This window comes from Luteimonas sp. A611, assembly GCF_054072715.1.
This window is the reverse complement of the sequence record NZ_JBSVRP010000001.1, coordinates 856,194-882,783: the sequence shown is the minus strand read 5'-3', so window position 1 is coordinate 882,783 and position 26,590 is coordinate 856,194. Positions and strand designations below refer to the sequence as shown.

27 protein-coding genes, 2 tRNA genes and 1 other RNA gene are annotated in these 26,590 nt (G+C 70.1%); 10 read left to right on the top strand and 20 right to left on the bottom strand.

All coding sequences use genetic code 11. The features are described from left to right. Positions 1-173 precede the first annotated feature (173 nt). The 5 genes from fabG to ACW5EG_RS03880 all read right to left on the bottom strand — a co-directional run bounded on the left by fabG (position 174) and on the right by ACW5EG_RS03880 (position 3,949). Positions 174-917, bottom strand: a complete 744-nt coding sequence (gene fabG / locus ACW5EG_RS03900; protein WP_457017451.1) for a 3-oxoacyl-ACP reductase FabG — start codon at positions 915-917, stop codon at positions 174-176. A gap of 117 nt (positions 918-1,034) precedes the next feature. After that, on the bottom strand, positions 1,035-1,979 hold the full coding sequence (gene fabD, locus ACW5EG_RS03895; RefSeq protein ID WP_457017450.1) for an ACP S-malonyltransferase: 945 nt from the start codon (positions 1,977-1,979) through the stop codon (positions 1,035-1,037). Positions 1,980-2,083: 104 nt separating this feature from the next. Beyond that, positions 2,084-3,070: a beta-ketoacyl-ACP synthase III gene (locus tag ACW5EG_RS03890; RefSeq protein ID WP_457017449.1), complete on the bottom strand. Its 987-nt coding sequence runs from the start codon at positions 3,068-3,070 to the stop codon at positions 2,084-2,086. Positions 3,071-3,184: 114 nt separating this feature from the next. Continuing rightward, complete coding sequence (gene rpmF, locus ACW5EG_RS03885) at positions 3,185-3,379, bottom strand: 50S ribosomal protein L32 (protein ID WP_457017448.1); 195 nt, start codon at positions 3,377-3,379, stop codon at positions 3,185-3,187. Between the two features lie 60 nt (positions 3,380-3,439). After that, positions 3,440-3,949 (bottom strand): YceD family protein, encoded by a 510-nt coding sequence (locus tag ACW5EG_RS03880; RefSeq protein WP_457017447.1) that lies wholly within the window; start codon positions 3,947-3,949, stop codon positions 3,440-3,442. Positions 3,950-4,083: 134 nt separating this feature from the next. Between ACW5EG_RS03880 and ACW5EG_RS03875 the strand changes: the two genes are divergently transcribed. Then, positions 4,084-4,443: a hypothetical protein gene (locus tag ACW5EG_RS03875; RefSeq protein WP_457017446.1), complete on the top strand. Its 360-nt coding sequence runs from the start codon at positions 4,084-4,086 to the stop codon at positions 4,441-4,443. A 9-nt stretch (positions 4,444-4,452) separates the two neighbouring features. Then, positions 4,453-5,043 (top strand): Maf family protein, encoded by a 591-nt coding sequence (locus ACW5EG_RS03870; protein WP_457017445.1) that lies wholly within the window; start codon positions 4,453-4,455, stop codon positions 5,041-5,043. Here the strand turns inward: ACW5EG_RS03870 and ACW5EG_RS03865 are convergent. Continuing rightward, entirely contained in the window at positions 5,011-6,342 is a 1,332-nt protein-coding gene (locus ACW5EG_RS03865) for a hypothetical protein (RefSeq protein ID WP_457017444.1), read from the bottom strand. The genes ACW5EG_RS03870 and ACW5EG_RS03865 overlap by 33 nt on opposite strands. A gap of 34 nt (positions 6,343-6,376) precedes the next feature. Then, entirely contained in the window at positions 6,377-8,227 is a 1,851-nt protein-coding gene (locus tag ACW5EG_RS03860; RefSeq protein ID WP_457020880.1) for an ArnT family glycosyltransferase, read from the bottom strand. A gap of 46 nt (positions 8,228-8,273) precedes the next feature. On the opposite strand from ACW5EG_RS03860, the gene ACW5EG_RS03855 reads away from it, so the two are divergent. The 4 genes from ACW5EG_RS03855 to ACW5EG_RS03840 all read left to right on the top strand — a co-directional run bounded on the left by ACW5EG_RS03855 (position 8,274) and on the right by ACW5EG_RS03840 (position 12,749). Beyond that, complete coding sequence (locus tag ACW5EG_RS03855) at positions 8,274-9,230, top strand: AAA family ATPase (RefSeq protein WP_457020879.1); 957 nt, start codon at positions 8,274-8,276, stop codon at positions 9,228-9,230. 93 nt (positions 9,231-9,323) lie between these two features. Continuing rightward, entirely contained in the window at positions 9,324-10,301 is a 978-nt protein-coding gene (locus tag ACW5EG_RS03850) for a DUF58 domain-containing protein (protein WP_457017441.1), read from the top strand. Continuing rightward, positions 10,288-12,237, top strand: a complete 1,950-nt coding sequence (locus tag ACW5EG_RS03845) for a transglutaminase TgpA family protein (RefSeq protein WP_457017440.1) — start codon at positions 10,288-10,290, stop codon at positions 12,235-12,237. Before ACW5EG_RS03850 ends, ACW5EG_RS03845 begins: the two co-directional genes overlap by 14 nt. Before the next feature lie 23 nt (positions 12,238-12,260). Further along, positions 12,261-12,749 carry a Slp family lipoprotein gene (locus tag ACW5EG_RS03840; protein ID WP_457017439.1) on the top strand — a complete coding sequence of 163 codons (489 nt, stop codon included), beginning with the start codon at positions 12,261-12,263 and terminating at the stop codon, positions 12,747-12,749. A gap of 31 nt (positions 12,750-12,780) precedes the next feature. Here the strand turns inward: ACW5EG_RS03840 and ACW5EG_RS03835 are convergent, their stop codons facing one another. The 4 genes from ACW5EG_RS03835 to dnaX all read right to left on the bottom strand — a co-directional run bounded on the left by ACW5EG_RS03835 (position 12,781) and on the right by dnaX (position 15,973). Continuing rightward, positions 12,781-13,122 carry a histidine triad nucleotide-binding protein gene (locus ACW5EG_RS03835; protein WP_457017438.1) on the bottom strand — a complete coding sequence of 114 codons (342 nt, stop codon included), beginning with the start codon at positions 13,120-13,122 and terminating at the stop codon, positions 12,781-12,783. A gap of 18 nt (positions 13,123-13,140) precedes the next feature. After that, on the bottom strand, positions 13,141-13,734 hold the full coding sequence (recR, locus tag ACW5EG_RS03830) for a recombination mediator RecR (RefSeq protein ID WP_457017437.1): 594 nt from the start codon (positions 13,732-13,734) through the stop codon (positions 13,141-13,143). 124 nt (positions 13,735-13,858) lie between these two features. Further along, on the bottom strand, positions 13,859-14,179 hold the full coding sequence (locus tag ACW5EG_RS03825; RefSeq protein WP_457017436.1) for a YbaB/EbfC family nucleoid-associated protein: 321 nt from the start codon (positions 14,177-14,179) through the stop codon (positions 13,859-13,861). 9 nt (positions 14,180-14,188) lie between these two features. After that, a complete protein-coding gene (gene dnaX, locus ACW5EG_RS03820; protein ID WP_457017435.1) occupies positions 14,189-15,973 on the bottom strand; it encodes a DNA polymerase III subunit gamma/tau in 1,785 nt (594 codons plus the stop codon). A gap of 158 nt (positions 15,974-16,131) precedes the next feature. Here dnaX and ACW5EG_RS03815 point away from each other — a divergent pair. Beyond that, a tRNA-Ser gene (locus ACW5EG_RS03815) sits at positions 16,132-16,224 on the top strand. A 54-nt stretch (positions 16,225-16,278) separates the two neighbouring features. Beyond that, positions 16,279-16,375, top strand: an RNA gene (gene ffs, locus ACW5EG_RS03810) — signal recognition particle sRNA small type. Between the two features lie 394 nt (positions 16,376-16,769). Here ffs and ACW5EG_RS03805 read toward each other — a convergent pair. From ACW5EG_RS03805 to ACW5EG_RS03775, 7 genes are all read right to left on the bottom strand, one after another. Further along, positions 16,770-17,780 (bottom strand): Vgb family protein, encoded by a 1,011-nt coding sequence (locus tag ACW5EG_RS03805; protein ID WP_457020878.1) that lies wholly within the window; start codon positions 17,778-17,780, stop codon positions 16,770-16,772. A gap of 99 nt (positions 17,781-17,879) precedes the next feature. Continuing rightward, positions 17,880-18,323, bottom strand: a complete 444-nt coding sequence (locus ACW5EG_RS03800; protein WP_457017433.1) for a molybdenum cofactor biosynthesis protein MoaE — start codon at positions 18,321-18,323, stop codon at positions 17,880-17,882. Between the two features lie 130 nt (positions 18,324-18,453). Beyond that, positions 18,454-18,699 carry a MoaD/ThiS family protein gene (locus tag ACW5EG_RS03795; protein ID WP_457018395.1) on the bottom strand — a complete coding sequence of 82 codons (246 nt, stop codon included), beginning with the start codon at positions 18,697-18,699 and terminating at the stop codon, positions 18,454-18,456. Then, positions 18,696-19,184: a cyclic pyranopterin monophosphate synthase MoaC gene (gene moaC / locus ACW5EG_RS03790; RefSeq protein ID WP_457017432.1), complete on the bottom strand. Its 489-nt coding sequence runs from the start codon at positions 19,182-19,184 to the stop codon at positions 18,696-18,698. The genes ACW5EG_RS03795 and moaC overlap by 4 nt, the downstream gene beginning before the upstream one ends. 42 nt (positions 19,185-19,226) lie before the next feature. Beyond that, positions 19,227-20,249 (bottom strand): GTP 3',8-cyclase MoaA, encoded by a 1,023-nt coding sequence (moaA, locus tag ACW5EG_RS03785; protein WP_457017431.1) that lies wholly within the window; start codon positions 20,247-20,249, stop codon positions 19,227-19,229. Then, positions 20,246-21,004 carry an MBL fold metallo-hydrolase gene (locus ACW5EG_RS03780; RefSeq protein WP_457017430.1) on the bottom strand — a complete coding sequence of 253 codons (759 nt, stop codon included), beginning with the start codon at positions 21,002-21,004 and terminating at the stop codon, positions 20,246-20,248. The genes moaA and ACW5EG_RS03780 overlap by 4 nt, the downstream gene beginning before the upstream one ends. Before the next feature lie 64 nt (positions 21,005-21,068). Continuing rightward, on the bottom strand, positions 21,069-21,827 hold the full coding sequence (locus ACW5EG_RS03775) for a 3-deoxy-D-manno-octulosonic acid kinase (RefSeq protein WP_457017429.1): 759 nt from the start codon (positions 21,825-21,827) through the stop codon (positions 21,069-21,071). Between the two features lie 19 nt (positions 21,828-21,846). Here ACW5EG_RS03775 and ACW5EG_RS03770 point away from each other — a divergent pair, with 19 nt between their 5' ends. Further along, the gene (locus ACW5EG_RS03770; RefSeq protein WP_457017428.1) at positions 21,847-22,899 is read left to right on the top strand and encodes a glycosyltransferase family 9 protein; all 1,053 of its coding nucleotides are present in this window, start codon (positions 21,847-21,849) and stop codon (positions 22,897-22,899) included. Between the two features lie 9 nt (positions 22,900-22,908). Here the strand turns inward: ACW5EG_RS03770 and ACW5EG_RS03765 are convergent, their stop codons facing one another. Further along, complete coding sequence (locus tag ACW5EG_RS03765; RefSeq protein WP_457017427.1) at positions 22,909-23,316, bottom strand: DUF6165 family protein; 408 nt, start codon at positions 23,314-23,316, stop codon at positions 22,909-22,911. 123 nt (positions 23,317-23,439) lie between these two features. Here ACW5EG_RS03765 and ACW5EG_RS03760 point away from each other — a divergent pair. Then, positions 23,440-23,530, top strand: a tRNA-Ser gene (locus tag ACW5EG_RS03760). A gap of 407 nt (positions 23,531-23,937) precedes the next feature. Here ACW5EG_RS03760 and ACW5EG_RS03755 read toward each other — a convergent pair. After that, the gene (locus ACW5EG_RS03755; protein WP_457017426.1) at positions 23,938-26,394 is read right to left on the bottom strand and encodes a glycoside hydrolase family 9 protein; all 2,457 of its coding nucleotides are present in this window, start codon (positions 26,392-26,394) and stop codon (positions 23,938-23,940) included. Positions 26,395-26,590: the final 196 nt, after the last annotated feature.

Below are 26,590 nucleotides of genomic sequence, written 5' to 3'. Positions count from 1 at the left end.
GCTGTTACGTTGACAAGTGTAAGGTCTGATCCGGGGCGAGGATAGCGCGTTGCCGCTGCGCGGCCCCGGTGCGGGCAGGCAGGCCGCGACATCCGGCCCCGCATTCCCTTTGAAAACGGCAACTTAGGAAAGCATCGCGGCGGGCCGCGGTGCTCCCCGGAAGACAGGGTGCATCAGGGCATGTACATGCCGCCGTTGACGTGGATGGTTTCACCGGTGATGTAGCCGGCGCCGGGGGCGGCGAGGAAGGCCACCGCATTGGCGATGTCGGAGGCCTGGCCCAGGCGCGCGAGCGCGATCTGGCTCACCAGGCCCTTCTTTACTTCCTCGGGAAGCGCGGCGGTCATGTCGGTCTCGATGAAACCCGGCGCGACCACGTTCACGGTCACGCCGCGCGAACCGATCTCCTTGGCCAGCGACTTGCTGAAGGCGATGACGCCAGCCTTGGCCGCGGCGTAGTTGGTCTGGCCGGCATTGCCGGTGACGCCGACCACCGAGGCGATGTTGATGATGCGGCCCTTGCGCGCCTTCATCATGCCGCGCATCGCGGCCTTGGAGGACCGGTAGACACTGGTGAGGTTGGTATCCAGGATCGCCTGCCAGTCCTCGTCGCCCATGCGCATCAGCAGGCCGTCGCGGGTGATGCCGGCATTGTTGACCAGGATCGACAGCGGGCCGATCTCCTTGCCGATGGTATCGATCAGCGCCTCGACCTGGCCCGGCACGGACACATCCAGCACGCGGCCATGGCCGCCGTGCGCGGAGAGCCGATCGCCGATCGCCTTGGCACCCGGCTCCGAGGTCGCGGTACCGATCACGGTCGCGCCCTGCGCGGCCAGCGTGTCGGCGATCGCGGCACCGATGCCGCGGCTGGCGCCGGTCACCAGCGCTATTTCGCCTTTGAGTTCCTGGGTCATCTTGTTCCTGCCTGTCTCAAACTGGAGCATTCTGCCGCGGATTTCGCGGGTGGACACGGATCAGCCGCAGCGTCGCGCGCTTTCCAATCCGCGTGATCCGCGTAAATCCGTGGCTGGTCAGCCTTTCAAACCTTCCAGCGCAGCGTCGAGGTCGCCTGGCGTGCCGAGCGTGCGCATGTCGATGCCCTTGTCGATGCGCCTGGCCAGTCCGGCCAGCACCTTGCCCGGGCCGCACTCGGCGATACGCGTCGCGCCCTTCGCGGTCAGCGCCTGCACGCAGCCGGTCCACTGCACCGGCAGGTACAGCTGGCGCGCCAGCGCGTCGCGGATCGCGTGTGCGCCGTCGTGCACCTCGGCATCGACGTTCTGCACCACCGGGATCGACGGCGCGCTCCAGGACAGGCCCGCCATCACTTCCGACAGGCGATTGGCCGCATCGCGCATCAGCGGCGTGTGCGAGGGCACGCTGACGGCGAGCTTCACCACCTTGCGCACGCCGCGTTCGGACAGCAGCGCCAGCGCGCGGTCGACCGCGGCCGCGTGCCCGCCAATGACGATCTGGCCGGGCGAATTGTAGTTGGCCGGCACCACCACGCCGTCCCGCGAGGCCTCGCGGCAGACCTCCTCCACCAGTGCGTCCTCGGCGCCGATCACCGCGGCCATCGCGCCGGTGCCGGCCGGTGCCGCGTCCTGCATCAGCTGGCCGCGCACGCGCACCAGACGCGCGCCGTCTTCGAGGGACAGCGCGCCGGCAGCGACCAGCGCCGCGTATTCGCCAAGGCTGTGGCCAGCCAGCAGTGCCGGCTGCGCGCCGCCCGCAGCCAGCCACGCACGCCACACCGCAACGCCCGCGGCAAGCAGCGCCGGCTGGGTGAACTCGGTGCGGTTGAGTTGCTCCTCGGGGCCGTCCTGTGCCAACGCCCACAGGTCGACGCTCGCACCCTGCGAGGCTTCGGCAAAGGTGTCGCGCACGACGGGATGACGTTCGGAAAGTTCCGCAAGCATGCCCACCGACTGCGAGCCCTGCCCGGGAAACACGAACGCGAGTTTCGGATCGGTCACGCCAACATCCGGGGTGAAAACAGGGCGGGATGATACGGGCAAAGCCATCGCGTCGTCTGTACCGGGCCGTATGCCGCGCGGCGTGGGCCGCGACAGCTACGTGCTCAGTAGCGCAGCAGCGCCGAGCCCCAGGTGAAGCCGCCGCCGAAGGCTTCGAGCAACAGCAGCTGGCCGCGCTGCACCTTGCCCGAGCGCACGGCTTCGTCCAGCGCCAGCGGTACCGAGGCCGAGGAGGTATTGCCGTGCCTGTCGACCGTGACCACGACGCGCTCCATCGGCATGTCCAACCGCTTGGCGGTGGCCTCGATGATGCGCAGGTTGGCCTGGTGCGGGATCAGCCAGTCGATGTCATGGCGGTCCAGCCCGTTGGCTTCCAGCGTTTCCTCGACCACCGAATCCATTGCCTTGACCGCGTACTTGAACACGTCGCTGCCCGACATCTGGATGCGCACGCCGGCGTTCTTCGCATTCTCCTCGAAGCCCACCGACACGCCCACCGGATTCCACAGCAGCTCCTTCTTGCTGCCGTCGGCATGCAGGTGGGTGCTGAGGATGCCGGTGTCGGCATCGGCCTTGAGTACGACCGCGCCGGCGCCGTCGCCGAACAGCACGCAGGTGGTGCGTTCGGTCCAGTCGACCATGCGGGTCAGGGTTTCGGCGCCGACCACGAGCACGGTCTTGGCATCGCCCGACTTGATGAACTTGTCGGCGATCGAGAGCGCGTAGAGGAAGCCCGAACAGGCGGCGTTGACGTCGAACGCGCCGCAGCCGGCCACGCCCAGACGTTCCTGCAGCAGGCAGGCCGAGGACGGGAAGATCAGGTCTGGCGTGGTGGTGCCGACGATGATCAGGTCGAGTTCGTCGGCGCTGCAGCCGGCAGCCTCGAGCGCGCGCACCGACGCGTGGTACGACAGGTCCACGGTGGTTTCGCCTTCGGCGGCGATATGGCGCTCACGGATGCCGGTGCGCGAGGCGATCCACTCGTCGCTGGTGTCGACGATCTTCGACAGGTCGTCGTTGGTCAGCACCTTGCTGGGGAGGTAGCTGCCGGTACCGGCGATACGTGAATAGATCCGCGCGCTGCTGCTCATCTCGTGGACGGCCCTCGGGTCGAAACGGGGCGGCCCGCGCCGCGGGATGCCGCAGGGCGCGGGCGCGGGTGACGAGCCGAGGTCACCAGGCCCGCGTGCGGGCCCGGGAGCGGGTCAATCTTCCTCGACGGCCTTCGTCTTCGGCTGGATCACCTGCTTGCCGCGGTAGTAGCCGTTGGCGGTGATGTGGTGGCGCAGGTGGGTCTCGCCCGAGGTCGGGTCGGTGGCCAGCTGCTTGGCCGTGAGCGCGTCGTGGGAACGACGCATGCCACGACGGGACGGGGTGACGCGGGATTTCTGCACAGCCATGGGATTGCTCCAGGAACGATTCGTTTGTTGCCAGTGCGGCAGCGCCGGGGCGCCAACCGCTTATTCTTTCTTCTTCAGCGCGGCCAGCCCGGCGAACGGATTGGCACGCACCTCTTCTTCCGCGGACACCGGCCAGTCGCGCTCGACCGCCTCGGAGCCCGGCTTCACCGGGATCAGCGGCAGGGCGAGGATCAGTTCGTCCTCCACCAGGTCCAGCGTCCGCAGCATGCCGTCGGCCGCGACCAGCAGCGGCTCGTAGCCTTCGGGCAGACCGGCGTCCTCGTCCTCGTCCCTGATCAGCCCCAGCCGCTGCTCGATCAGCACCGGGAACAGGAACCGCTGCAGGCTGCGCTGGCATTGCAGCGGCAGCTCAGCCTCGATCCTCAGCTCCAGATACGGCACCTGCATCGCGTCGCTGTCGAAGCCGAGTGCGAATGAAACATCGCCCTCCGCATCCGTCAGCGCATCGCGCAGCCTAGGCAGCGACGCCAGCGCGACGCTCCCCTTGAACTCCCGCCGCGCGGCAACCATCCGCCAGGCGTCCAGGATTTCGGGCAGTTCCGCAGACATAAGCTGTAGGATTTTAAAGGTCGGATCCGCCCCTGTCAAACCCGAATGGGGAAGGCAAGCCGTTGTGCCGGCAGGGGAATTTGCCCGGCAGCGCGGCGGCGGTCAGACTGCCGTCCACTTTGGGGAGCTGCATTGTGACCGTTATTGCCCTTTCCGTGCTGGTCGTTGCGGTGACGGCCGGCCTGGCGGCATGGCTGCGCCGCCGCGGCGGACAACGCAACCGCGCCATGGCGGAGCTGCTCGACGCAGCCGATGCCCTGGAGGACCGGCTGCGCACCGCGCGCTTGGAGATCGAGGCCATTGCCGGCGACGAGCACAACCCGGTGCGCGAGGCGATGCAGGAAATGCTGCGGCAGCGGCTGTGGCTGCAGCTGCACGGGCAGTCGGCCTCCCTGGAGCAGCTCCACAGCGTGCGCGAATCGATCGAGGCCGCACGCAGCAGCATCGACGCGCAGCTGCTGCAGATCGAACGCGCACGCGCCCCACTCCACTAGGCGACCTTCGTGCCGCATCCGTTCCCACTCGTGCTTGCCTCGACCTCGCGCTATCGCGCGCAGCTGCTGGAACGGCTGCGCCTGCCGTTCGAGGCCGCGCGCCCGGAGGTCGACGAGACGCCTCGGGCGGGCGAACCGCCGGCCTCGCTGGCGCTGCGCCTGGCCGTCGCCAAGGCCGAGGCGGTAGCCCGGCAGCAGCCGCAGGCGGTGGTGATCGGCTCCGACCAGGTGGCCAGCTGCGACGGTCGGCCGCTGGGCAAGCCGGGGTCACGCGAGGCCGCGATCGCGCAGCTGCAGGGAATGTCGGGGCGGGACGTGGTGTTCCTGACCGCGGTGGCGGTGGCGGTGGCCGGCCCCGGCGCCGCGACCGGGCAGGCGCTGGACACCACCCTGGTGCGCTTCCGCCCGCTGGCCGATGACGCCATCGCCCGCTATGTCGATGCCGAGCAGCCCTGGGACTGCGCCGGCAGCTTCCGCTGCGAGGGCCTGGGAATCACCCTGTTCGAGGCGATCGAGTCGCACGACCCGACCGCGCTGGTCGGCCTGCCGCTGATCGCAACGGCGCGACTACTGCGCGCGGCCGGCTTCGTCCTGCCCTGAGCCCACGCCGGTGCCGGCCGGCTGCGACGCACGATCGAACGGCGCAAAGCCGCGCGCACGCAGCACCCCCAGATACCCGTGCGCCGCTTCGGCGCGCCAGCCATAGGCCGCTTCCATCACGCCGGCATCCACGTCGGGCCAGCTTGCGCGGATATGCGCCGCGTAGCCTTCGGCGCGCACGTGCAGCTCCCGGGCCTGCTTGGCCATGTGGATGCCGTTGCCCAGCAGGAACACCAGCAACACCGACAGCAGCGGTCGCACCCAGCGCCGCCACGCGGGCTGGACGTCGCGCCAGGCCACCAGCATCAGTCCGATCCAGCCGAACCAGAACAACGACGAGAAGCTGACGTATCGGGTCACGAACGCGTGCTCGGCGCCGTACTCGGCCGCGCGCCCGAGCGCGGTCAACAGCGCACAGCCGATGCCGAACAGCATCAGCGCCAGCCACGGCAGCAGCGCGGGCTGCCAGCGCCTGGCCGCCGCCCAGACCGCGGTCGCCAGCGCGACCGCGGCCCATACCGGCGCGGCCGTGGTCGCCAGCCGCGACACACCGGCGCCAAGGTAATTGAGGACGTACATCAACAAGGTGCCAAGCCCGGGCGCACCGGCGGCGGCGCCCCGCCCCGCCCAGACCCAGCCCAGCAGAGCCCCGCCCGCGAGCAGCCACGGCAGCGCGAACAACACACGCTGCGCACGCGACAGGCCCGGATGCAGGGCCAGCAGGCCGAGCGCGATCGGGAACACCGCAAGCGTGGTCGAAAACCCGAGCACGCCCAGCGAGGCCAGCAGCACCGCCAGCAGGTTGCCGATCGCAGACAGCCCGGGCCGCGTCAGCAGCGCGATGGTGGCAACCGCGCCCAGCGTGCTGATGAACACCGCCACCTGCCAGCCCCACTGCAGGTTGACCAGATGGCCCGGGTTGAGCGCCAGCCACAGCAACGCCAGCAGCCAGATCCCGCCGATCCTGCCTACTGGAGCCGCACCGGCGATGCGCATGAGGATCCAGGCCTGCAGCACCAGCAGGCAGACACTTGCCAGGCAATCCAGCCACGGCTGCCCGCCCGAGGCAGCGGTGGTGAGCAGGAGCACGGCGTATCCGGACACGTGCAGGTGGCTGCCGTCGTGGATCCGCCAGAACGCCGAGGATGCGAGCGTTCCGTCGCGCCAGGCCTCGTACATCGGCACCAGGTCGATGTGGTCCCAGAGCATCATCGGCAGGTGCCAGGCCATCGTGGCCACAAGCAGCAGCAGGGCAAGGGTGGCGAACGCAAACCATGTGCGCAGCGGAACCGTCGTCATCCCACCCCCCTGCCCATGCGGCACGCGTCGCGCATCATTCCCCGACAAGTTCGACCGGCTGGCCGGCGAACCGCTCCACGCTGCCGTCCTTGCCCTCCACTTCCAGGCCCAGCCAATAGCGGCCCGGGCGCAGGTCGCCCGCATCGACCTGCGCGCGGAAGCCCACGTGAGGCAGCGACGGGTCCTTCGAGCGGTCGCCATAGAAGCGCTGCGGCCAGTCGTCGGGCAGCCCGTACTCGGCTTCGGCCACCACGCGGCCATCGAGCGTCAGCGACACGCGCTCCACGCCCGCAACGTCCTTGATCGCCCAGCCGCTGGCTTCGAACACGGCCGGCACCCGCGTCCCGGCCTGCGGCGCGTTGAGATAGGCGATGGCCGGCGGCACGCAGGGCGACGACGCATCCGGCGTTCCGTCCTCGAGCGCGAACAGCAGGAACCGCCTGCCGCCGCCATCGGCGTGGACGACCTGCGGCGCAGGCAGGGTCCCGAAGCGCTCGCACAGCGCCTGGTAGTGACCAAGCAGTTCGCTGAGTTTCACGTCGCTGGGCGACACGACCAGCAGCGCCGGGCGGTCGCCGGCGCCCTGTGCGCCGACTTCAAGCCCCCACAGCTGCAGCTGCGGCGCGCGCCCGTGGCCGCGGTTGAGCGCATGCGGCAGCACGGGGATGGCGGGGTCGCCCAGCGCGAAGCCGAGCTCGGCGCCGACCTTGAAGTTGTCTGCGATCAGGCGCGTGCCGGCAGGCATGGCCGCCCGCTTGGTGCGCACGGCGGCAGCGAGCTCGTCCCAGCCGGAGAAGTTCTGCGGATACCATTTGGTCTCCGCACTGCGCTCGCGCAGCGCGGGATCCGAGACGGCAGCGTAGTAGCCGAGCATCGCCAGCATGCCGGCCACCGCGACGCCCCAGGTCAGCGTGCGCAGCCAGCGCGGCCACGACGCGAGTACCAGCGGCAGCAGCGGCAGCAGCGCGACATAGCCCGGCAGCGGCCAGTGGAAGCTCACGCGCTCGGTGTCGGCGAAGAAACCGAGGATGAAGAATCCCAGCACCACGATCCCGCCCGACAGCGCCAGCAGCCGCAGCGCATCGTTGTCGTGGCGACGGAAGCGCCAGGCCGCCACCAGCAGCGCCACCAGCAGCAGTGGCGTGACGAAGGCCGCCTGGATCGGGATGAAGTCGATGCCGTCGCGGTGCAGCGCCCAGGGGTGGCGGTCGACCAGCTGGAAGCGCAGGCCGGCCTCGGCGTTTTCGATGTTCCAGGCCAGCAGCGGCATCCACGCTGCGGCGCCGAACGCGACGGCGATGATCACCCGTGGATCGCGCAGCAGCGCGCGGCCGCGCGCGATCAGCAGCAGCGCGACCACACCTGCGCCGATCGCGGCGATGAAGCGGTAGTGGCTCAGCGCACCGATCGCCAGGCCGGCCGCGAGCTGCACCGCGCTGCCGTAGCTGACCTCGCGCAGCATCCGGGTCAGCGCATCGAGGCAGAGCAGGGTCGCCAGCGCCATCAGCACGTCCGGCAGCGCCATCACCCCGAGGCTACCGAACAGCGGCAGGACCAGCGCGCCACAGCCGGCGATCCAGGCATGGCGTGGCCCGGACTCGCGCATCGTGATACGCACCACCAGCCATGGCAGCGCGGCGGAAATCATGACGAACAGCGAGCGCGCGGCGAGCACGCTGTCGCCGAACAGCTCGGCGCCGAGTCGGATCGTCCACGCGGTCAGCCCGGGCAGGTCGGAATAGGCCCAGGCCAGGTGCTGCCCTTCCTGCCAGTAGAAGGCTTCGTCCACGAACAGCGGCAGGCGCGCGGCCACCAGCAGCTTGGCCAGCACCACGCCCGTCCACAGCGCGATGAACGCTGTTCGCTGACCGTTCCGTTCCCGCATCCGCCGCAACCCCGTACACTGGAAATTGATCATTACGGAGAGCGTCGTGTCCGCCGCCATCCATGAACCGGCCATGCTAACCGACCGCGATCAAGAGGCGTTGACGGCCGCGCAGGACCAGGTCAATCGCCTGGTGCTGGGCAAGGCGCGCGAAGTGCAGCTGGCGTTCGTCGCGCTGCTGTGCGACGGCCACCTGCTGATCGAGGACCTGCCCGGCCTGGGCAAGACCACGCTGGCGCACGCGCTCGCCGCGACCCTGGGGCTTGGTTTCCAGCGCGTGCAGTTCACCTCCGACCTGCTGCCGTCCGACATCGTGGGCGTATCGATCTTCGATGCGCAGGCGCGGCGCTTCGAATTCCATCCCGGGCCGGTGTTCGCCAACGTCCTGCTCGCGGACGAGATCAACCGCGCCCCGCCGCGTACGCAAAGCGCGCTGCTCGAAGCGATGGGCGAGCACCAGGTAACCGTGGACGGCACCACCCACCGGCTGCCCGAACCGTTCTTCGTGATCGCCACGCAGAACCCGGTGGACCTGTCGGGTACCTATCCCCTGCCCGACTCGCAGCTCGACCGCTTCCTGTTGCGTCTGTCGCTGGGCTATCCGGACGAAACCGCCGAGCGCGCACTGCTGGCCGGCGAAGACCGGCGCGGGCTGATCGCGCGCGCCACGCCGATGCTCGGCGGCGACGACGTGACGCGCCTGCGCCAGGCGGTGACCGCCGTGCACGCCAGCGAGGCGCTGGTCAACTACGTGCAGGCCCTGCTGGCGCGCAGCCGTCACGCGCCCGGCGTGCGCGTGGGTCTGTCGCCGCGTGCCGGCATCGCCCTGCTACGCGCGGCCCGCGCCTACGCGCTGCTGCAGGGCCGGACCAGCACGACCCCGGCCGACGTGCAGGCGCTGTTTGGCGCGGTGGCCGCGCACCGGCTGGTGCCGGAGATCGAGGCAGGGGGCGACGGCGCCGCGCTGGCGACGTCGATCCTGCAGGACGTGCCGGTGGACTGATGCGGCCCGTGCCATGACTGCCGCTCCGGTCACTCCGATCCCCGCATCCGCGCCGGCTGGCCACATGCCCGCGACCGTTCGCGCGGCGCCGTGATGCTGCGGCAGCTCCGGCAGCGGCTGGACGCACGCTTCGACGCCTGGACGCGCAGGCGCACGCCGGCTTCACTGCCGGTGCGCTTCGACCGCCACCGCATCTATGTCCTGCCGACGCGCTTCGGACTGTTCTTCGGCGTGCTGCTGCTGGTGATGGGCGCGGGCGCGCTCAACTACAACAACAACCCGGCCCTGCTGCTGTGCATGCTGCTGGCAGGCGCAGGCATCGCCAGCCTGCTGCAGGCACAGCTGCAGCTGGGTGGGTTGGAGATCCACGTGATCGGCGCCGAGCCGGTGTCTGCCGGCTCGCCGCTGCAGCTGCGCATACACGCCCGCGCGGAGGCTGGACGCGAGCGGCATGGCCTGCGCGTGGAATGCGCAGGCCATGCCGCGACGCTGTCGCTGGACGATGGCACCGGCGAAGCCGACCTGGCGCTAGCCACCGCCACCCGCGGCTGGCTCGACCCCGGCCGGCTTCGCATCTCCACCACGCGGCCGCTGGGCCTGGCGCGCGCCTGGGCCTATGCCTGGGCGGATACGCCGCTGCTGGTCTATCCCGCGCCCGAAGCGGCCGGGCCACCGCTGCCCACCGGCGAAGGCGAACACGCGCAATCGCGCCTGACGCCCAGCGGCGACGACGTCCACCACCTGCGCGAGTGGCGGCGCGGCGACAGCCTGCGCGGGGTGGCGTGGAAAGCCTCGGCCCGGCGCGACGCGCTGCTGGTGCGCGAGTTCGAACAGCCGCTCGGCGCCGACATCGTGCTCGACTGGCAGGCGCTGCACGCGCTGCGCCACGAGGACCGCATCCGCCGGCTCGCGCGCTGGGTCGACGAGGCCGAGCGCGAATCGCGGCGCTACCGTCTGCACCTGCCTGGCCAGTCCGTACTGGGGCCGGGCCATGGTGCCGCGCATCGGCACGCCTGCCTGCGTGCCCTGGCCCTGCTGCCGCGGGAGGGAGGCTCCGGTGCGGCGGGCTGAGCGCGCGCCGCTCGAACGCGGCAGCCGCCGCTGGGCGCTGGCCGCCGCGGCCGCCTGCCTGCTGCCGCTGCTGCTGCAGCTGCCGGCGACCCTGGCGCTGGGCTGCGCCGGCGTCGGACTGCTGGTGGTTCTGGCTTCGCGAAGGCGTCCGCTGCCGACCTGGATCCGCGTGCTGCTGGCGCTGTGCCTGGTCGGCATGGTGCTGTCGATGTCGCGCTTCAGCCTGGGACGCGACACGGCCTGCGCCCTGCTCGCGGCGATGCTCGCGATCAAGCCGGGCGAGCTGGCCTCCCTGCGTGACGCGCGCAGCCTGGTCGGCTTTGCGCTGTTCGCGCCGTTCTCGACCTTCCTGCTCGACCAGGGGCCGCTGTCGCTGCTGCTGGGGCTGGCCGGCGTGCTCATCGCGCTGGCCGCGCTGGCGCAGCTGTCGGAGCACGAATCGGGCGCTGCGACCCGGCTGGCGCCGCGCGCGCGCCTGGCCACGGTGGGCCGGCTGCTGTTGATCGGGCTGCCGCTGGCGCTGGCGGGGTTCTGGCTGTTCCCGCGCCTGGGTGCGCCGCTGTGGGGCGTGCCCGAGCGCGCGCTGGCGCGTCCGGGCCTGTCCGACGAGATGGCGCCGGGCGAATGGCTGGACATGATGAACGACGACCGGCCCGCGCTGCGCGTCAGCTTCAGCGGACCGGTTCCCCAGCAGTCGCAGATGTACTGGCGTGGCCCGGTGCTGATGGACTACGACGGGCGCACATGGACCCGCGCGCGGCGGCTGGAAGGGCTGCCAGTGCCCGCAACCGCGCGGGTCGACGGACGCTGGCACTACGAGATGGTGCTGGAACCCACCGACCGCCGCACCCTGGTCGCGCTGGAGCTGCCCGATGCCGTGCCGGCGGGCGCGCGGCTGGCGTGGGATTACACGTTGGAGTCGCGGCTGCCGATGAGTTCGGTGACGCGCTGGCGCATGGACGCCGCGCCGCCGCGCAGCTTCGAAACGCAGCTGTATCCGTTCGTGCGGGAGGCCGCGCTGCGCCTGCCGGCCGGCTTCAACCCGCGCACCGTCGCGCTTGCGCAGCAGTGGCGGGGCGAGCTCGGCCCGTCCGCCGACGCCGCCATCGTCGAACGTGCGATGGCGATGATCCGCGCCGAATTCGGCTACACGCTGGCCACGCCCCTGCCCGGTCGCCACAGCGCCGACGAGTTCCTGTTCGAATGGAAGGAAGGCTTCTGCGAACACTACAGTTCGGCGTTCGTGATCCTGATGCGCGCAGCCGGCATTCCGTCGCGGGTGGTGACCGGCTACGCCGGCGGCTACCGCAATCCGTTCGGCGGCTACTGGATCGTGCGCAACCAGGATGCCCATGCCTGGGCGGAGGTCTGGCTGCAAGACCGCGGCTGGGTGCGGGTGGATCCGACCGCCGCGGTCGCGCCCGAACGCATCTACGACACCATCGACGACCGCGCCAACGCCGGCGGCTTCGGCGCCCTGCCCGGCGTGCTGCCGATGCTCGATGTCGGCGACTGGCTGCGCCGCGGCTGGAACGACCTGGTGCTGGGCTTCGACGCCAGCCGGCAGATGGCGATGCTGCGGCCGCTGGGCATGGGCGAGACCGGCACGCGCGGACTGGTTGCCCTGTTCGCCGTATGCGCGGGCCTGGCGCTGGCCTGGATGCTGTGGCTGACCGCGCGCGCCGAGCGCAGCGGCGATGTCGTGCTGGCCGCCTGGCGACGGCTGGGCGCACGCTACGCGAAACTTGGGCTGGCGCGTGCGCCACACGAGCCGGCGCTGCAGTGGGCCAGGCGCGTGGCCGCCGCGCGACCGGGCAAGGGCGAAACCCTGCTCTCGCTCACCGCGCGTTTCGAAGCCTGGCGTTACGCTCCGCGCAGCGCTGCTGCAGACCCATGCCCCTTGATCCGCGACCTGCGCAGGCATCGCCCCGAATGACCCGACCGCACGGAACCACCACCATGACCGTCCGTCCCATGCTTCCCGCCGCCGCGATGCTGCTCCTGCTGGCGGCCTGCGTGTCGCAGCCCAGGCCACTGCAGGGTGGCTTCAGCGAGACCACGCCGCATGCCGTGGTGGAATCCGACGCGACCGGCCTTCCGGTGCGCTGGGGCGGACGCATCGTCCGGGTCGAACCGGGTCCGAACCAGACCTGCTTCGAGATGATCTCCACGCGCCTGACCTCGACGGGTCGCCCGTGGTGGGGCAGCGACGACAGCAACGGCCGTTTCATCGCCTGCCGCACCGGCTTCTACGACCCGGCGGTGTTCGAAGTGAACCGGGAAGTGACCTTCACCGGCACCGTCACCGGCTACGACACGCGTCGCATCGGCGAGTACGACTACCGCTTCCCGAAGCTCGCCGCCGACGTGGTCTACCTGTGGCCCAAGCGCGACGCGGTGCGCGTGATCACCCGCCCCGAGCCCTGGCCGTGGTGGGGGTGGTGGTAAGCGGCAACCGTTATCGGCGCGCCGCGGGCCATCAAGCCCCGAATCGCCCCAGCGGCGCACCTGCCAGCAGGTGGAGGTGGATCTGGTACACGGTCTGGCCGCCGTCGCCGTTGCAGTTCATGACGACGCGGTAGCCGTCCTCGGCAAATCCCTGCGCCTTCGCGTACGCGGCCGCCGCGAGGGCAAGCCTGCCGATGATTTCCGGCCGCGCGGACGGCACGTCGTTCAAGGTGGCGAAATCCTGCTTCGGCACGAACAGCACGTGCACCGGCGCCTGCGGCGCGATGTCGTGGAAGGCGATGACGTGTTCGTCCTCGAACACGATCTGCGCGGGGATCTCGCGGCGGATGATCCTGTGGAAGATGGTGGGCATGGGGTGTCCGGGATTTACTCAGGCCATCTCGCTGCGCGAGCCGAACGCGTGCGACAGCGTGCCGCGGTCGACGTACTCGAGCTCGCCGCCCAGGGGCACGCCGTGGGCGAGCCGGCTGGGTTTGACCTGGTGCTGGCGCGCGAGCTGGGCGAGGTAGTGCGCGGTGGCCTCGCCTTCGACGGTGGGATTGGTGGCGATGATCAGTTCCTGCACCTGGCCCTCGCGCAGGCGCGCGTCCAGCCGGTCCAGGCCGATCTCGCGCGGCCCGATGCCATCGAGCGGCGACAGCCGGCCCTGCAGCACGAAGTACAGCCCGCGGTAGCCGGTGGCCTGCTCGATCGCGAGCCGGTCGGCGGGAGATTCCACCACGCACAGCAGGTGCGCGTCGCGCGATCCGCTGGCGCAGGTCGCGCAGACTTCGGTCTCGCTGAAATCACGGCAGCGCGTGCAGTGGCCCACCCGCTCGACCGCGTCGGCGAGCACCGAGGCCAGGCGACGCCCGCCGTCGCGCTCGCGCTCGAGCACGTGGTAGGCCATCCGCTGCGCCGTCTTCTGGCCCACGCCGGGCAGCACGCGGAAGGCTTCGATCAGCTGTTCGAGGAGCGAGGACATGGGCTGGTGACTGCTGGACCGGTAACCGGTGATTCGAAAAGCGCCAGGCCGACCGTCGGCCGCAGCGAGCGGCCACCGCGCTTCAGGAGAGCGGCAGGCGGTTGCTGACGAATCAGCGGGGCTCTCAGAACGGCAGCTTCATCCCCGGCGGGATCGGCATTCCGGCCGTCGCACCGGCCATCTTGTCCTTGGACGCCGCGTCGATCTTGTTGGAAGCGTCGTTGAAGGCCGCCGCGACCAGGTCCTCGGCCATCTCCGGATCGGAGAGCACGCTCGGGTCGATACGCACCTTGCGGCACTCCTTGGTGCCCGAGAGCGTCACGTTGACCATGCCGCCGCCGGCGCTGCCGATGACTTCGAGCGCGGCGATTTCCTCCTGCACGCGCTGCATGTTCTCCTGCATCTTCTGCGCCTGCTGCATCAGCTGGGCGATGTTTCCACGCATGTTTGGTTCCTAGGCTTCGTCGAATGGTCGGATGGAATCTGGCACGAGCTTGGCGCCCTGCTGCTGCATGAGGCGCTGCACCTGCGGGTCGGCCAGAAACGCGCTTTCGGCAGCGGCCTGGCGCTGGTCGCGCTCACGCGCGGTGCGTGCATGCAGGGTCTCGCCAACGGCCGCGGCCACCTCGTCGAACCGGATCTGCGGCGCGACGCCAAGCTTCGGCGACAGCGCATTGGCCAGCTGTGAAATCAGGAACGGTGTCTTGAGATGGTCGTCGCTGGCCGGCAGCGACAGGCGCAGCACGGCGCCGCTCCAGTCGATGAACGAGGCATGCGCAGCCAGCTCGCGGACCGGACCGCGCAGCGCCAGGCCGGCGACCAGGTCGACCCAGGCCGCGGCGTCGAGCGCCGCCAGTGGCGAGGCAGCCACGACCGGCGCGGGTTCTGGCGCCGGTGTCGCTGGTGTCGGCGGTGGGGTGTCGACGGCGCCAGCGGCTGGAGCACTGTCACGTGCAACGGCCGTGTGGCCCGCAGGCGCGGCGTCGCGAGGGCTGGCTGCTTCGCGCGGAAGCATCGCATCGCGCGCGGCCCCCGCACGCGGAGCGGGCGCCATCTCCGCCGCGAGTGCAGCGCGCGCGGCGTCGGCGGCGGCGGAACGTCCGCCACGCGCCGGCGCAACGCTACCCGTCGGCGTCGCCGCAGCCGCCTGGCTGCCGCCTTCCACCGGCCGGAACGCCAGCATCCGCAGCAGGATCATTTCAAAGCCAGAACGCGGGCCTGGCGCCAGGGGCAGGTCGCGACGCCCGGTCAGCGCCATCTGGTACCACAGCTGCACCAGCTCCGGCCGCAGCGCGGCGGCGAGCGGTGCGATATCGATGCCATCGGCCTCGCCAGTGCTGTCGGGCACCAGCTGCCGGACCTGGATGCGGTGCAGCGCGGCGGCCAGCGCGTCCAGCACGCCCGACCAGTCGGGTGAGAACCCGGCCAGTGCCTCGATTTCCGCCATCAGCCGCGCGCCATCGGCCGCGGCCAGCGCATCGAGCAGCGCGCCCACGCGGGTGCGGTCGACGGTACCGAGCATCGTCGCCACCCCGTCCTCGGATAGGTTGCCGCCGGTGTAGGCGATCGCCTGGTCCAGCAAGGACAGGCCATCGCGCAGGCTGCCATCGGCCGCCCGCGCCAGCTGGCGCACGGCGCCCGGTTCGACCGCGATGCCCTCTGCCTCGAGGATCTTCGAGATCTGCCCGCCGATCTGTTCCTCGTCCAGCCGCTTGAGGTTGAACTGCAGGCAGCGCGACAGCACCGTCACCAGCAGCTTTTCCGGATCGGTGGTCGCGAACAGGAACTTCACGTGCTCCGGCGGTTCCTCCAGCGTCTTGAGCAGCGCGTTGAACGCCTGCTTGGACAGCATGTGGACTTCGTCGATCAGGTAGACCTTGTAGCGGCCGCGCGAAGGCATGTACTGCGCGTTGTCGATCAGGTCGCGGACGTTGTCGACGCCGGTGTTGGAGGCCGCGTCGATCTCCAGCAGGTCGATGTAGCGGCCTGCGTCGATCGCCAGGCAGGTTTCGCACTGGCCGCAAGGATCGGCGCCCGTGCCCTGCTCGCAGTTCAGGCTCTTGGCGAAGATCCGCGCGATCGTGGTCTTGCCCACGCCGCGGGTGCCGGTGAACAGGTAGGCGTGGTGCACGCGGCCCGAATCGAGCGCGTTGGAGAGCGCCTGGACCACGTGTTCCTGGCCCACCAGCTCGGCAAACCGCCTGGGGCGCCACTTGCGGGCGAGGACGAGATACGACATGCGCCCATTGTGCCGCGCCGGGCCCCGGTTTGCCTGTCCCGATTGGCCATGCCCGAACGATCGCGCGACGCCAGCGCAGTCTTTGGTTGTGGCAAAGCCGCGCGACCGCTAGAATTTGCGCCCCTGTGAGCGGCGGCTGTCGCCCACCGGGGCCTCCCGGAGAGGTGTCCGAGTGGTTGAAGGAGCACGCCTGGAAAGTGTGTAAGCGTCTAAACCGCGCTTCGGGGGTTCGAATCCCCCTCTCTCCGCCAGTTTCAGTTTCATGTTCAAGGGCCGCGCGTTGCGTGGCCCGTCCTATGGTGGCCCCGTCGGCCCCTCGCGACGCTAGGTTGAAAATCCCGCCAGGGCCGGAAGGCAGCAACGGTATCGATCGACGCGGGTGCCGAGGCAAGCTGGCGGGGCCATCACCCTTTCGGGAGTCCGCTGCGTATTCACGCCGATCGTCACTGGCGGCAGCGGCCACTGGTGGCGGTTGCAGGTGACCTCTGAACAACTGTCGTCATCCCCGCGAACGCGGGGATCCAGTGACCGCAAGCCGTTGAGTTCGAAGCCAATGGATTGACCAGCGCTTCCGCCGCTGTTGAAACGCGCTTCCGCTTGACCAGCCTGCGGCTGTTGCAGAGCACTTCGCGGGAATGACGAGCAAAAGCGGGCGGCCGATGGTCCGCACACTACGGTTGTCATCCCGAGCGCAGCGAGGGATCTCGGCCTCGATGCAAGATCCCTCGCTGCGCTCGGGATGACAGTGGAAGCTTCGCGCGACGCCAGCGTCCTGCGGCGAACCCGGAACCAGGATTCACGGCCCCTGGCGCACGATCCCCAGAGCGTCGGGCTGGCGGCCGGTGTTCCAGTACTCGAGCACGCGCCAGTCGCTGCTGTCGATCACGGCGATCCGGTCCGCGCCGCTGATCGCCACGTACACGCGCGGCCGCGATGGATCGGCGATGACGCCAATCGGCATCGGGCCCTGGCCGAGCATGCTCTGGCCGGACTCGCCGCCTTCGGGCTGCAGCGGCACCGTGGCCACAGGCGCACGGGTCGCGGCGTCGAAGACCGACATCGTCGCGGCCCTGGCATTGGTGACCAGCGCATGGCGCCCCTCGGGCGTGAACACCACGCGGATCGGGAAGCCGGCGCCTTGGAGCGTGTCGATCTTTTCCAATGTGTCCGGGTCGTGCACGGTCACCGTGTCTTCGGCGCGGTTGGTCACCCACACGCTGCCGTCGGGCGCGACCTCGATGCCTTCCGCGCCCTCGCCCGCCGCGACTTCATGGGTGACGCGCGCAGCCGCGACATCGACGCGCGACACGGTTCCGGCGCCGATCTTGCTCACGTAGGCGGTCGCGCCATCGCGCGAGATCGCGACCATGTGGCCGACACCGTCGCCGACGTCGATCGCCTGCGCCACCGCACCGGCCTCCAGGTCCACGCGCAGCAGCGCACGGCTCTGCTCGGTGGTGACCAGCAGGTCGCCGCCCGGCAGGAAGCGCAGGCCGTGCGGGCGGCCGTGCTCGCCCAGGTCGATGCTGCGCGCGACGCCCGATGCCAGGTCGATGACGGTCAGCGAACTGCCCGGCTGCTGCTGGCCGTAGTCGGTCACCACCGCCACGCGGCCGTCGGCGGACACCGCGATCTCGTGCGGCCCCGCGCCGCTCGCAATCTCGCCCAGCCTGCGCCCGTCCTCGAGCGAGATCCGCCACACGGTGTCGTCGCTCTTGTTGCCGACCAGGAGCGCATCCTGGGCGAACGCTGCCGCACACGACATGGAAAGCGGCAGTCCCAGCAGGAACAGTGTGAATCGCTTCATGAGGACCTCTGCGTAATCAGCGACGGCGGATGGACCGGCAGGGATGTGCAAAAGACCGGGCGTAGCGGCCACTCTTTGCTTTCGCCCGTGGCGACGGTGTCAGTTGCCGGAACCTGGAGGGTCGGTTTGGCGCGGATGCAACCAGTCGGCGTGGCCGTCGGCGTAGCGTTCGTGCTTCCAGATCGGCACGCGCGACTTCACCTCGTCGATGATCCAGCGACAGGTGTCGAATGCCGCGTCGCGATGCGCGGCGCTGGCGCCGACCCAGACCGCCAGTTCGCCGATCGCGAGATCGCCGACGCGATGCACGCAGCAGGCGTCGATCGCGCCGAACTTCGCCAGCGCTTCTTCCAGGATCCGCCCGCCCTCGGTTTCGGCCAGCTCGACGTAGGCCTCGTAGCGCAACCCAAGCACCGGACGGCCATCGTTGTGGTCGCGCACCCAGCCTTCGAACGCGGCGAACGCGCCGGCGCGCTCGTGCAACAGGCGCTCGCGCAGGGGCGCGATGTCGAAGGGCGCATCGGCGATGCGGAAGCGCTTCATGCCGGCAGGCATCCAGGCGTACCCGCCGCGAAAACATCAGCGGCAAAATGGATGACCAGCCCTGCGGGCTGTTGAAAGGCGCTTCCGGCGTTCGCCGGGATGACGGCGGATGGATTGGGCCTGCGCATGCTCATCCTCCCGACACCGGCGGGATGAAGGCCACTTCCGCCCCGTCGGGGACGGCATCGGTCCAGCGGGCGAAGGCACCATCCACCGCGACGCGCAGGTGCTCGACTGGCAGCGCGAAGCCGTGGCGTTCGCGCGTCTGCGCGTACAGCGCGGCCAAATCGGCCGCGCCCGTGTCCAGCGTTTCCGACGCTGCGCCCGCGGCATCTCGCAGGCTGGCGAAATACAGCAGCGTCACCCGCGCCATCAGCCGACCTTCCCGAAATCGCGCTTGCCGCCGCGCTTGCCGGCCAGCTTGGCCGGGCCCAGCACGATCGCGTGCGACAGCGCCTTGCACATGTCGTAGACGGTGAGCGCGGCCACGGTGGCGCCGGTCAGCGCTTCCATCTCCACGCCGGTGCGGTGCGTGGTCCTGACCAGGCACTCGATGCGCAGGTCACGCTCGCCGTGCCAGTCGATGGCGATGCGGATGCCGTCGATGGGCAGCGGGTGGCAGAACGGGATCAGCTCGTGCGTGCGCTTGACCGCCATGGTGCCGGCGATCACCGCGGTGTCGACGATGCCGCCCTTGGCGCTGCGCAGTCCGGAGCGGCGCAGCTGCGCGGCCACGTCGGCCGGAAAGCGCACGCGGCACTCGGCCAGCGCCTGGCGCGCGGTGACGGCCTTGCCCGACACGTCGACCATCGCGGGTCGGCCGTCGGCATCCAGATGCGTGAGTGTCTTGCCTTTCGCCATTGCGCCATCGTAGTCGCTGCGGCGGCGGCGCGCCCGCTGGACTCAGCCGCCGACCAGGAACATCTCCACGTGCCGCGGCGACGCGTGGGGGCTGCCGCGCAGCTCGCTGTAGCGGTCGGCCCGCCGCGACCAGATCTCCGCCAGGCGCGCCGCCAGCGCGGCCTCGCCCTGCGCCAGCGCAGGCCGCAGGTCCAGGCCCTGCGAGGAGAACAGGCAGGTGTACAGATGCCCGTCGGCCGATACACGTGCGCGGTGGCAGTCGCCGCAGAACGGCGCGGTCACCGAACTGACGAAACCGATCTCGCCGCCGCCGTCTTCGAACGCATGGCGCTCGGCCACTTCGCCACGATAGTTGGCGTCGAGCGCACGCAGCGGCCAGCGCGCGTGGATGCGCGCGCGCAGTTCGGCCGAAGACACCACGCCTTCGCGCTGCCAGCCGTTGCAGGTGCCCACGTCCATGTATTCGATGAAGCGCAGCACATGGCCGCTGCCGCGGAAATGCCCGGCCAGGGCCAGCACCTGCGATTCGTTGACGCCACGCTGGACCACGCAGTTGATCTTGAGCGGACCAAAGCCCGCGTCCTCTGACGCGGCGATCCCCGCCAGCACGTCGGCCACGTCACCACGCCCGCCGGACAGCGTACGGAACAGGTCCGGCTCCAGGGCGTCCAGGCTCACCGTGATCCGGCGCAGGCCGGCCGCATGCAGCGCGGCGGCGTGTCGCGCCAGCAGCGAGCCGTTGGTGGTCATCGCCAGGTCCTCGATGCCCTCGATACGCGCCAGGCGTGCGATCAGTTCGGGCAGGCCGCGACGCAGCAGCGGCTCGCCCCCGGTGATGCGCAGCTTGGTCACGCCCAGCCCGGCGGCGCCGCGCGCCAGCGTCTCGATCGCGTCGAACGAGAGCCGGCCCGCCGCATCGAGGCCGTGGTCGTCGGGAATCCGATCGGCCGGCATGCAGTAACCGCAGCGGAAGTTGCAGGCCTCGATCACCGACAGCCGCAGGTCATGCAGCGGCCGCGCCAGTCGGTCGACCAGCGCCAGCGGGAAACCGGGCTGCGCACTCATGCCGCCGTCTCCGGGGAAATCGCAGGCGCCCGCAGCGGGAAGACCTCGCCCGCTTGCGCCACGCGATGGCCGCGCGCCGCCATGGCCCGGCCGTCGGCGGCGCTGGCGTAGTGGTAGAGCACGCAGCGCGCGAGCAGCTGCGGCTCGTATTCGCGCTCCAGGTCGTCGATGCCGCTGTGCGAGGGATTGCCATGCAGGGCGCAGTCGTGCGCGACCAGTTCGTCGCGATCGGCGTGCCTGCGCAGCTGCTCGGGGATCGGCCGGGTGTCGCCAGTCCACACCAGGCTGCCCGGCAGGCGCAGGCCGAATGCGGTGTCCGGCCAGTGGTGGCGCACCGGGAACACCTCCAGCCGCAGACCGTCGTGCCAGAACGCGTCGCCCACCGGGATCACGCGGAACGCGTCCCAGAAGTTGGCGCCGCCCTCGGCCAGCACGTTGGGATAGGCGGCCACGCGCTGGTGCAGCAGCGGCAGCACGCTGGCCGGCACGTACACCGGCATCCTCCCGCGCCGCGCCGGATCGAAATACTCCGACACGAACAGCCGCTCGAAGCCGCCGACGTGGTCGAGATGGGTATGGGTGATGAACAGCGCGGGCGGCGGCTCGCCGTAATGCTCGAGCAAAGCAGTGAGGCCCTCGCTGCCGCAGTCGACGGTCAGCCACGGCCGGCCATCGCGCTCGATGGTCGCCATGGGTGAACCCAGCTCGATCGCCGAAGCGTTGCCCACGCCGTGGAAGCGCAGCGCCCAGCTCATCCGGGCGCGCCCCTGCGGCGCGGGTCAACGCGTGGCGCGCCGCGCAAGCAACGCCCGTCCATGCTCAATTGCCCCGCGCCCAGCGCGCGTCATAGGTCTCGCGCAGCCGCGCGAAGCCGGCATCCACCGCGGCGCTGTTGCCCGCGCCGGCGATCTTGTGCAGCGAGCGCAGCAGCCGCTGCAGGTTGCGCTCGCGCCAGGCGGTGGCCGGGATAAGCATGCGGCTGCGGTCGAGGTCGATCAGCCAGCCCTTGCCGCGCGCATCGAACAGCACGTTGTGGGCGTTGAGGTCGGCATGGTCCAGGCCTTCGCGATGGAATCGCGCGATCAGCACCCCGGTCTCCTCCCAGGGCGCACCGGCGGCGGATTCCCGCACCAGGTCTGCCAGCGAACGCACGTCCATCAGCCGTTCGATGATGATCCAGGCACGATAGCTGAAGCGGCCGCGCAGGTAGCAGGCCGCGACCGGCTCGGGTACCGGGCACTTGCGCCGCCGAAGTTCGCGCAGCAGGCGGTATTCGACGAAGCTGCGGGTCGCGTTGGCGTCGCGCCAGACGTAGCGGTCGCGGCTGATGTTCGCCGCCATGCCACCACGCAGGTACTGGCGCAGCACGCAGGGGCCGTGGCTGGCCTCGATGAACCAGGCGCCGCCGCGACCGCTGCCCGTCACCGCCTGCGCGCGCGCGCCCCACTCCTGGGCATCGAACCAGCGCGGGTCGACTTGCCGCAACTGCGCGGCGTCGAACAGAATCGCGCCATACTCCCCGCTGCCGCGAGGGTCGCGGAAGGGCGTCAGGCTCTCAGTGGCATCGAACGCGACCATCCAGCGAGTCTAACAAGCCGTGCCCCATCTCCACCCTGCTCCGCGCTCGATCTGCCTGCTGCGCCTGTCCGCGCTCGGCGACGTCACCCACGTGCTGCCGCTGGTGCGGACCCTGCGCGAGGCCTGGCCGGGTGTCGAACTGACCTGGATCATCGGCCGCGGCGAGCACCGGCTGCTGGAAGGCGTGCCCGGCGTGGAGTTCATCGTCTACGACAAGAAGACCGGATTGGCCGGCATGCGCGCGCTGCGGCGCGAGCTGCAGGGCCGGCGATTCGACGCGCTGCTGCAGATGCAGGTGGCTGCGCGCGCGAACCTGCTGTCGGCCTTCATCCCGGCCACGTGCCGGATCGGCTACGACCGTGCGCGCTCCAAGGACCTGCATGGGCTGTTCATCAACCAGCGCATCCCCGACCGGCCCGGCATCCACGTGCTCGACGCCATCGGCAGCTTCTGCGAGCCGCTGGGCCTGCGCCAGGACGACGTGCGCTGGACGATGCCGGTTCCCGACGAAGCCCGCGACTGGGCCCGCGCGCAGTGGCCCGACGACGGCACCCCGACCCTGCTGATCTCACCCTGCTCCAGCCACGTGCGCCGCAACTGGTTCGCCGACCGCCATGCCGCCGTTGCCGACCACGCGGCCGCCCAAGGCTGGCGCATCGTCCTGTGCGGCGGCCGCAGCCAGCTCGAGCGCGACACCAGCGACGCGATCCTCGCCGCGATGGCCGCGCCCGCCCTCGACCTGGTCGGCAAGGACACGCTCAAACAACTGCCAGCCCTGCTCGAACGCGCCGACCTGGTGATGACCCCCGATTCGGGCCCCATGCACATCGCCAACGCCATGGGCACCAAGGTCCTGGGCCTGCACGCGGCCAGCAATCCCGCGCGCAGCGGGCCGTATTCGGACCTGCGCTACTGCGTCGACCGCTACGACGCCGCCGCCCGTCGCTATCTGGGCAAACCGGCGGCCGCACTCAAATGGGGCACCAAGATCGAGTTCGACGCGGTGATGGACCTGGTGACGGTGGACGACGCCATCGCCGCGTTCGAGCGCTATCGCGCCGACCGCAGCTGACCGTTCGCCTCAGGCGCCAGTCCCGCTGCCGTAGTCCTGGTACGACTTCTCCTCGACGTAGGCCGAGCCCAGGCCGAGGTTGATGTCCTTCTTGACCCGCGCGCGGACGTCGTTCTCGAAGTAGACGCTGCGCGCCAGGCGGATGAATTCCTCGTCGAAGGCCTGCGCCTTTTCCTTCAGGCGGATGTCGTCCTCGATCACCCACAGCCGCTCGTTCACGGCCTTGAGCTCGGCGCGCAGGCGCGCGATGTCGTTGCCGGCGACCGGGTGCGCCATCCAGGTGTTTTCCAGCGCCGTCAGCTCGTTGCGGACATTGGCCAACTTGGCCTCGTCGGTCATGCGCTCGGACTTGATCTGCAGGATCGAGATCTTGTCCAGCAGCTCGCCGAACGACACGGGCACGGAAATCTCGGACATGGACGCGGTTCCTGCGGAAAAGTCGGGCCGGGAAGTCTAGCGCGCGCCTTGTCCACGGGCAGCCCGCCCCGTATGATTGCGCCCCCGGCGTTCAGCGCCGGGACCGCGCAACACCCGCATCCAGGGGAGGTGGCAGAGCGGTTGAATGTACCTGACTCGAAATCAGGCAGGCGTTTATAGCGCCTCGGGGGTTCGAATCCCCCCCTCCCCGCCAGATCCGCCGAAGCCCCCGCAAGGGGGCTTTTGCGTATCCGGGCGAGACGTTCCGGGAGCCGAAGACGTATTGCCGACGCCCGGTGGCGAGTCGCAACGGCACAACCCGCCCGCCGCCACGCAGCAGACTGCCGGCCAGCGTCAGCTTCTGCGCGAAAAAGTGCGCCGCCCGTCTCAGTTCCCGCAGGCACGACTCCTGCTTGCCGTCCCGGTGCCGTCAACAGAAGCGACGGACCGACAGGCGACCGCAGCCATGAACCTCTCCGACCTTCCCTTCCGCAAGCTGAGCGAGCAAGCCGGCATCGTGCTGCTGCGCGCCGCGCTGGTGCTTGCGGTGGCATTCGCCCTGGTCAACTCGCTGCAGGGTTGAGACGGCCGCCGCTCCAGCGGCCGGTCCCAGGCTGTCGGCTACGGCTGCGAAAGCAGCTCCTGCGCCGCGTGCACCAGGTAGATGTAGCTGGCGCCCAGGTTGATCACGTATTCGTTCTGGCCCCAGAAGAACGGCCAGTCCTCCTTGTTCTCGGGGAAATCGGGCTTGAGCACGAGCACGCCCGGCACGATGCCGCCGGCGATGAAGCTGAAGTCCGCGCGGTTCATGCCGTAGGCCACCTGCTTGGACTTCGCGCCGACTGCGGAAACGAACGAGATGTTCGAGTCCGGATGCGTGCCGTACAGGTAGTTCAGGCCCTGCAGGGTCGGCTCGATGTCGAACAGGTCGGGGAAGGCCTTGTGCAGCCGGTAGTTGGTGCTGGCCATGCCGATGACGGCGCCGTTGCCGGCCCAACCGCCGCGGGTGATCAGGACCCCGTAGGGGTTCTCGGCCACCATCTCCGAACGCTCCACCTTGAAGGCTTCCGCGCGGGCGCGCAGCTTGGCCGCGAATGCCGCGTCCATCTTCGGCAGCGCGGCAATGGCAAGGCCGGCATTGAAGCCGAAGCGCGTGTCGATCGCCGGCCACAGCGCCTCGATGCGCGCGCCGTACTTCGCGTCGGCTGTGCTCAGCAACAGCTGCACCGCCGCGCGCAGTTCCTCGTCCTCCGGATCGCCGCCGGTGGTGTTGCCGACGCGGAACAGGTTGGGCTCGCGCGCGTGCTCGAAGTCCCACACCTTCTGCGCGGTGGCCAGGCACTCGTCGGCCAGTGCGTCGTTGTAGCCGCGCAGCGCGCGGCTGGCGGCGGCCAGCGCCGCGGCCGAGCCGTAGTTGAGCGCGGTGGTGTTGGTGGTGAAAGCCAGGCGGTCGTCGTTGGGCGAATCGGGATCGTTGGGATCGTCGACCCTGCCGTCGGTCTTGCTGGCCGCGTCGCCCAGGTGGGTGTACTGGCCGAGGTCGGGCTCGACGATGCCGGGGATCGCATGGCCGAACACGCGGTGCTGGGCGATCAGCGCCAGGGTGCCATGCTCGATCTGCTGCAGCATGTCGGGCACGCCGTCGGGGCGATGAATCTCGACATGCTGCTTCTTCTGGTCGATCGAGGTCTCGTCCCGCTCGGGGCGGAACTGCTCCCAGGTGTCGACCAGCGACATCACCGTGGCGTAGTGGGTCTGGGTGCGGATGTCGTAGTCACCCGCATCGAACCAGCCGCCGTAGTTCAGGCCCGGGATGTGCTCGCCCGGCTGGAACGGCGAATCCAGGTCTGGTCCCTGCCCGAACAGGTCGAAATGCTCCTTGTTCGGCGGCACCTGGCGCGCGTCGTCCATGTGCGAGCGGCCGTGCCAGACGCGGTAGGCCTCGTTGACGAACATGTGGTCCATCTGCACCGGGAAGAACACGTCGAGCGTGGGATGCCAGGCATTGGCGTAGGCGTCGGCTGCGATGCGGAAGGCGCTGGTGCGCTGGCCGGCCGCCTCGATCACGTAGATGCCCGGCTCGCGCACGTCGGAGAAGTCGAAGGTGTAATAGTCGTAGCGCAGGTACGGGCCCCAGCGCTCGGCATCGGCGGCGTGCGCTTCATGCTCGCGGCCATCGGCGTCGATGCGCAGCAGGCGCGCGGCGCCAGGCGCGGCGGCGCGGCGATCGGTCTCGAGCACGGCGACCTTGCGCTGCGCGGGGTGGTAGCCCACCTGCGAGTGGCCGATCACGGTCTGCCGCGTCCAGCCCGGGACGGTATTGCCCTCGAGCGTCCACTCCAGCACCACGCCGGTCTTCCCTGCCGGCAGCAGTCCGCGCACCACGTACCAGCCGTTCTGGGCCTGGTTGCGGCCGTCGAAGATGCCCAGGTCACCGCTGTTGGAGTTGATCGTGACGCGGCGCTGCGGATCCTCCGGCGCCAGGGTCAGGCTGCGCCCGGATGCCATCGGCAGCCGCACCGGCTTGCCGTCGCCTCCGCGCGTGGTCGGGCCGGCCGGATACAGCGGCAACTGGCCGCTGCCGGCCTCGGTCAGCCAGGTCTTGCCCCAGTAGGCCGAGGGCAGGAACTCGAGGTTGAAACCGGCCTTGCCTTCCAGCGCGCGCGGCAGCGGCTTGTCGAACACTACCTGCAGCTTCACGCCCTCGCCCGCGGGCGAGACGCGGATGTCGTATTCGAAGCCGTGCTCGGCATAGCCCAGCCGGGTGGTGACGGTGCTTGTGCGCGCGTCGACCTTGCGATCGACCAGCAGCGCCACCGCATCCCACTGCTCGGGCGTGGGGCTCAGGCGTACGTCGCCGTTGGTCGCGGTGCGCACGCCGTGATGGATCAGCTCGACGCCCGCGTGCTTGGAGTCGCTGAACAGCCCGTCGTAGTAGTTGTTGAAGGCCAGCACGTCGAGGCCCGGCTTGCTGAAGTACTCGAGCTCGTTGAGAACAGGCGGCGCAGCGAACGCCGATCCGGACGCCGCGAGGGTGAGGGTGACGGCGAGCAGACGACGGCGAACTGGATGCGGCATGGTGGACGACTTCCCCTGGAGACGAGTGTTAACGCTAACATTCGGGCTGGAGATTGCTTGCGGCGGTGCAACAATGCTGTGGCGTGGAGTCCGTGTTGCAGTTGTGCAGAGGGCAGCCAACGCGCTTTTGCGGCTCCTCGCCAATTCGGGGGGTCAGCCGGATTGCTGGCGACTGGACCAGGCCTGCGGCCGGGAG

What these genes read in the sequence shown, in the direction of transcription:
- fabG (WP_457017451.1), bottom strand. Translation starts at nt 917, where the DNA reads ATGACCCAGGAACTCAAAGGCGAAATAGCGCTGGTGACCGGCGCCAGC.
- ACW5EG_RS03890 (WP_457017449.1), bottom strand. Translation starts at nt 3,070, where the DNA reads ATGAGCAGCAGCGCGCGGATCTATTCACGTATCGCCGGTACCGGCAGC.
- rpmF (WP_457017448.1), bottom strand. Translation starts at nt 3,379, where the DNA reads ATGGCTGTGCAGAAATCCCGCGTCACCCCGTCCCGTCGTGGCATGCGT.
- ACW5EG_RS03880 (WP_457017447.1), bottom strand. Translation starts at nt 3,949, where the DNA reads ATGTCTGCGGAACTGCCCGAAATCCTGGACGCCTGGCGGATGGTTGCC.
- ACW5EG_RS03865 (WP_457017444.1), bottom strand. Translation starts at nt 6,342, where the DNA reads ATGACGACGGTTCCGCTGCGCACATGGTTTGCGTTCGCCACCCTTGCC.
- ACW5EG_RS03860 (WP_457020880.1), bottom strand. Translation starts at nt 8,227, where the DNA reads ATGCGGGAACGGAACGGTCAGCGAACAGCGTTCATCGCGCTGTGGACG.
- ACW5EG_RS03850 (WP_457017441.1), top strand. Translation starts at nt 9,324, where the DNA reads ATGCTGCGGCAGCTCCGGCAGCGGCTGGACGCACGCTTCGACGCCTGG.
- ACW5EG_RS03840 (WP_457017439.1), top strand. Translation starts at nt 12,261, where the DNA reads ATGACCGTCCGTCCCATGCTTCCCGCCGCCGCGATGCTGCTCCTGCTG.
- ACW5EG_RS03835 (WP_457017438.1), bottom strand. Translation starts at nt 13,122, where the DNA reads ATGCCCACCATCTTCCACAGGATCATCCGCCGCGAGATCCCCGCGCAG.
- recR (WP_457017437.1), bottom strand. Translation starts at nt 13,734, where the DNA reads ATGTCCTCGCTCCTCGAACAGCTGATCGAAGCCTTCCGCGTGCTGCCC.
- ACW5EG_RS03825 (WP_457017436.1), bottom strand. Translation starts at nt 14,179, where the DNA reads ATGCGTGGAAACATCGCCCAGCTGATGCAGCAGGCGCAGAAGATGCAG.
- dnaX (WP_457017435.1), bottom strand. Translation starts at nt 15,973, where the DNA reads ATGTCGTATCTCGTCCTCGCCCGCAAGTGGCGCCCCAGGCGGTTTGCC.
- ACW5EG_RS03805 (WP_457020878.1), bottom strand. Translation starts at nt 17,780, where the DNA reads ATGAAGCGATTCACACTGTTCCTGCTGGGACTGCCGCTTTCCATGTCG.
- ACW5EG_RS03800 (WP_457017433.1), bottom strand. Translation starts at nt 18,323, where the DNA reads ATGAAGCGCTTCCGCATCGCCGATGCGCCCTTCGACATCGCGCCCCTG.
- moaC (WP_457017432.1), bottom strand. Translation starts at nt 19,184, where the DNA reads ATGGCGAAAGGCAAGACACTCACGCATCTGGATGCCGACGGCCGACCC.
- moaA (WP_457017431.1), bottom strand. Translation starts at nt 20,249, where the DNA reads ATGAGTGCGCAGCCCGGTTTCCCGCTGGCGCTGGTCGACCGACTGGCG.
- ACW5EG_RS03780 (WP_457017430.1), bottom strand. Translation starts at nt 21,004, where the DNA reads ATGAGCTGGGCGCTGCGCTTCCACGGCGTGGGCAACGCTTCGGCGATC.
- ACW5EG_RS03775 (WP_457017429.1), bottom strand. Translation starts at nt 21,827, where the DNA reads ATGGTCGCGTTCGATGCCACTGAGAGCCTGACGCCCTTCCGCGACCCT.
- ACW5EG_RS03765 (WP_457017427.1), bottom strand. Translation starts at nt 23,316, where the DNA reads ATGTCCGAGATTTCCGTGCCCGTGTCGTTCGGCGAGCTGCTGGACAAG.
- ACW5EG_RS03755 (WP_457017426.1), bottom strand. Translation starts at nt 26,394, where the DNA reads ATGCCGCATCCAGTTCGCCGTCGTCTGCTCGCCGTCACCCTCACCCTC.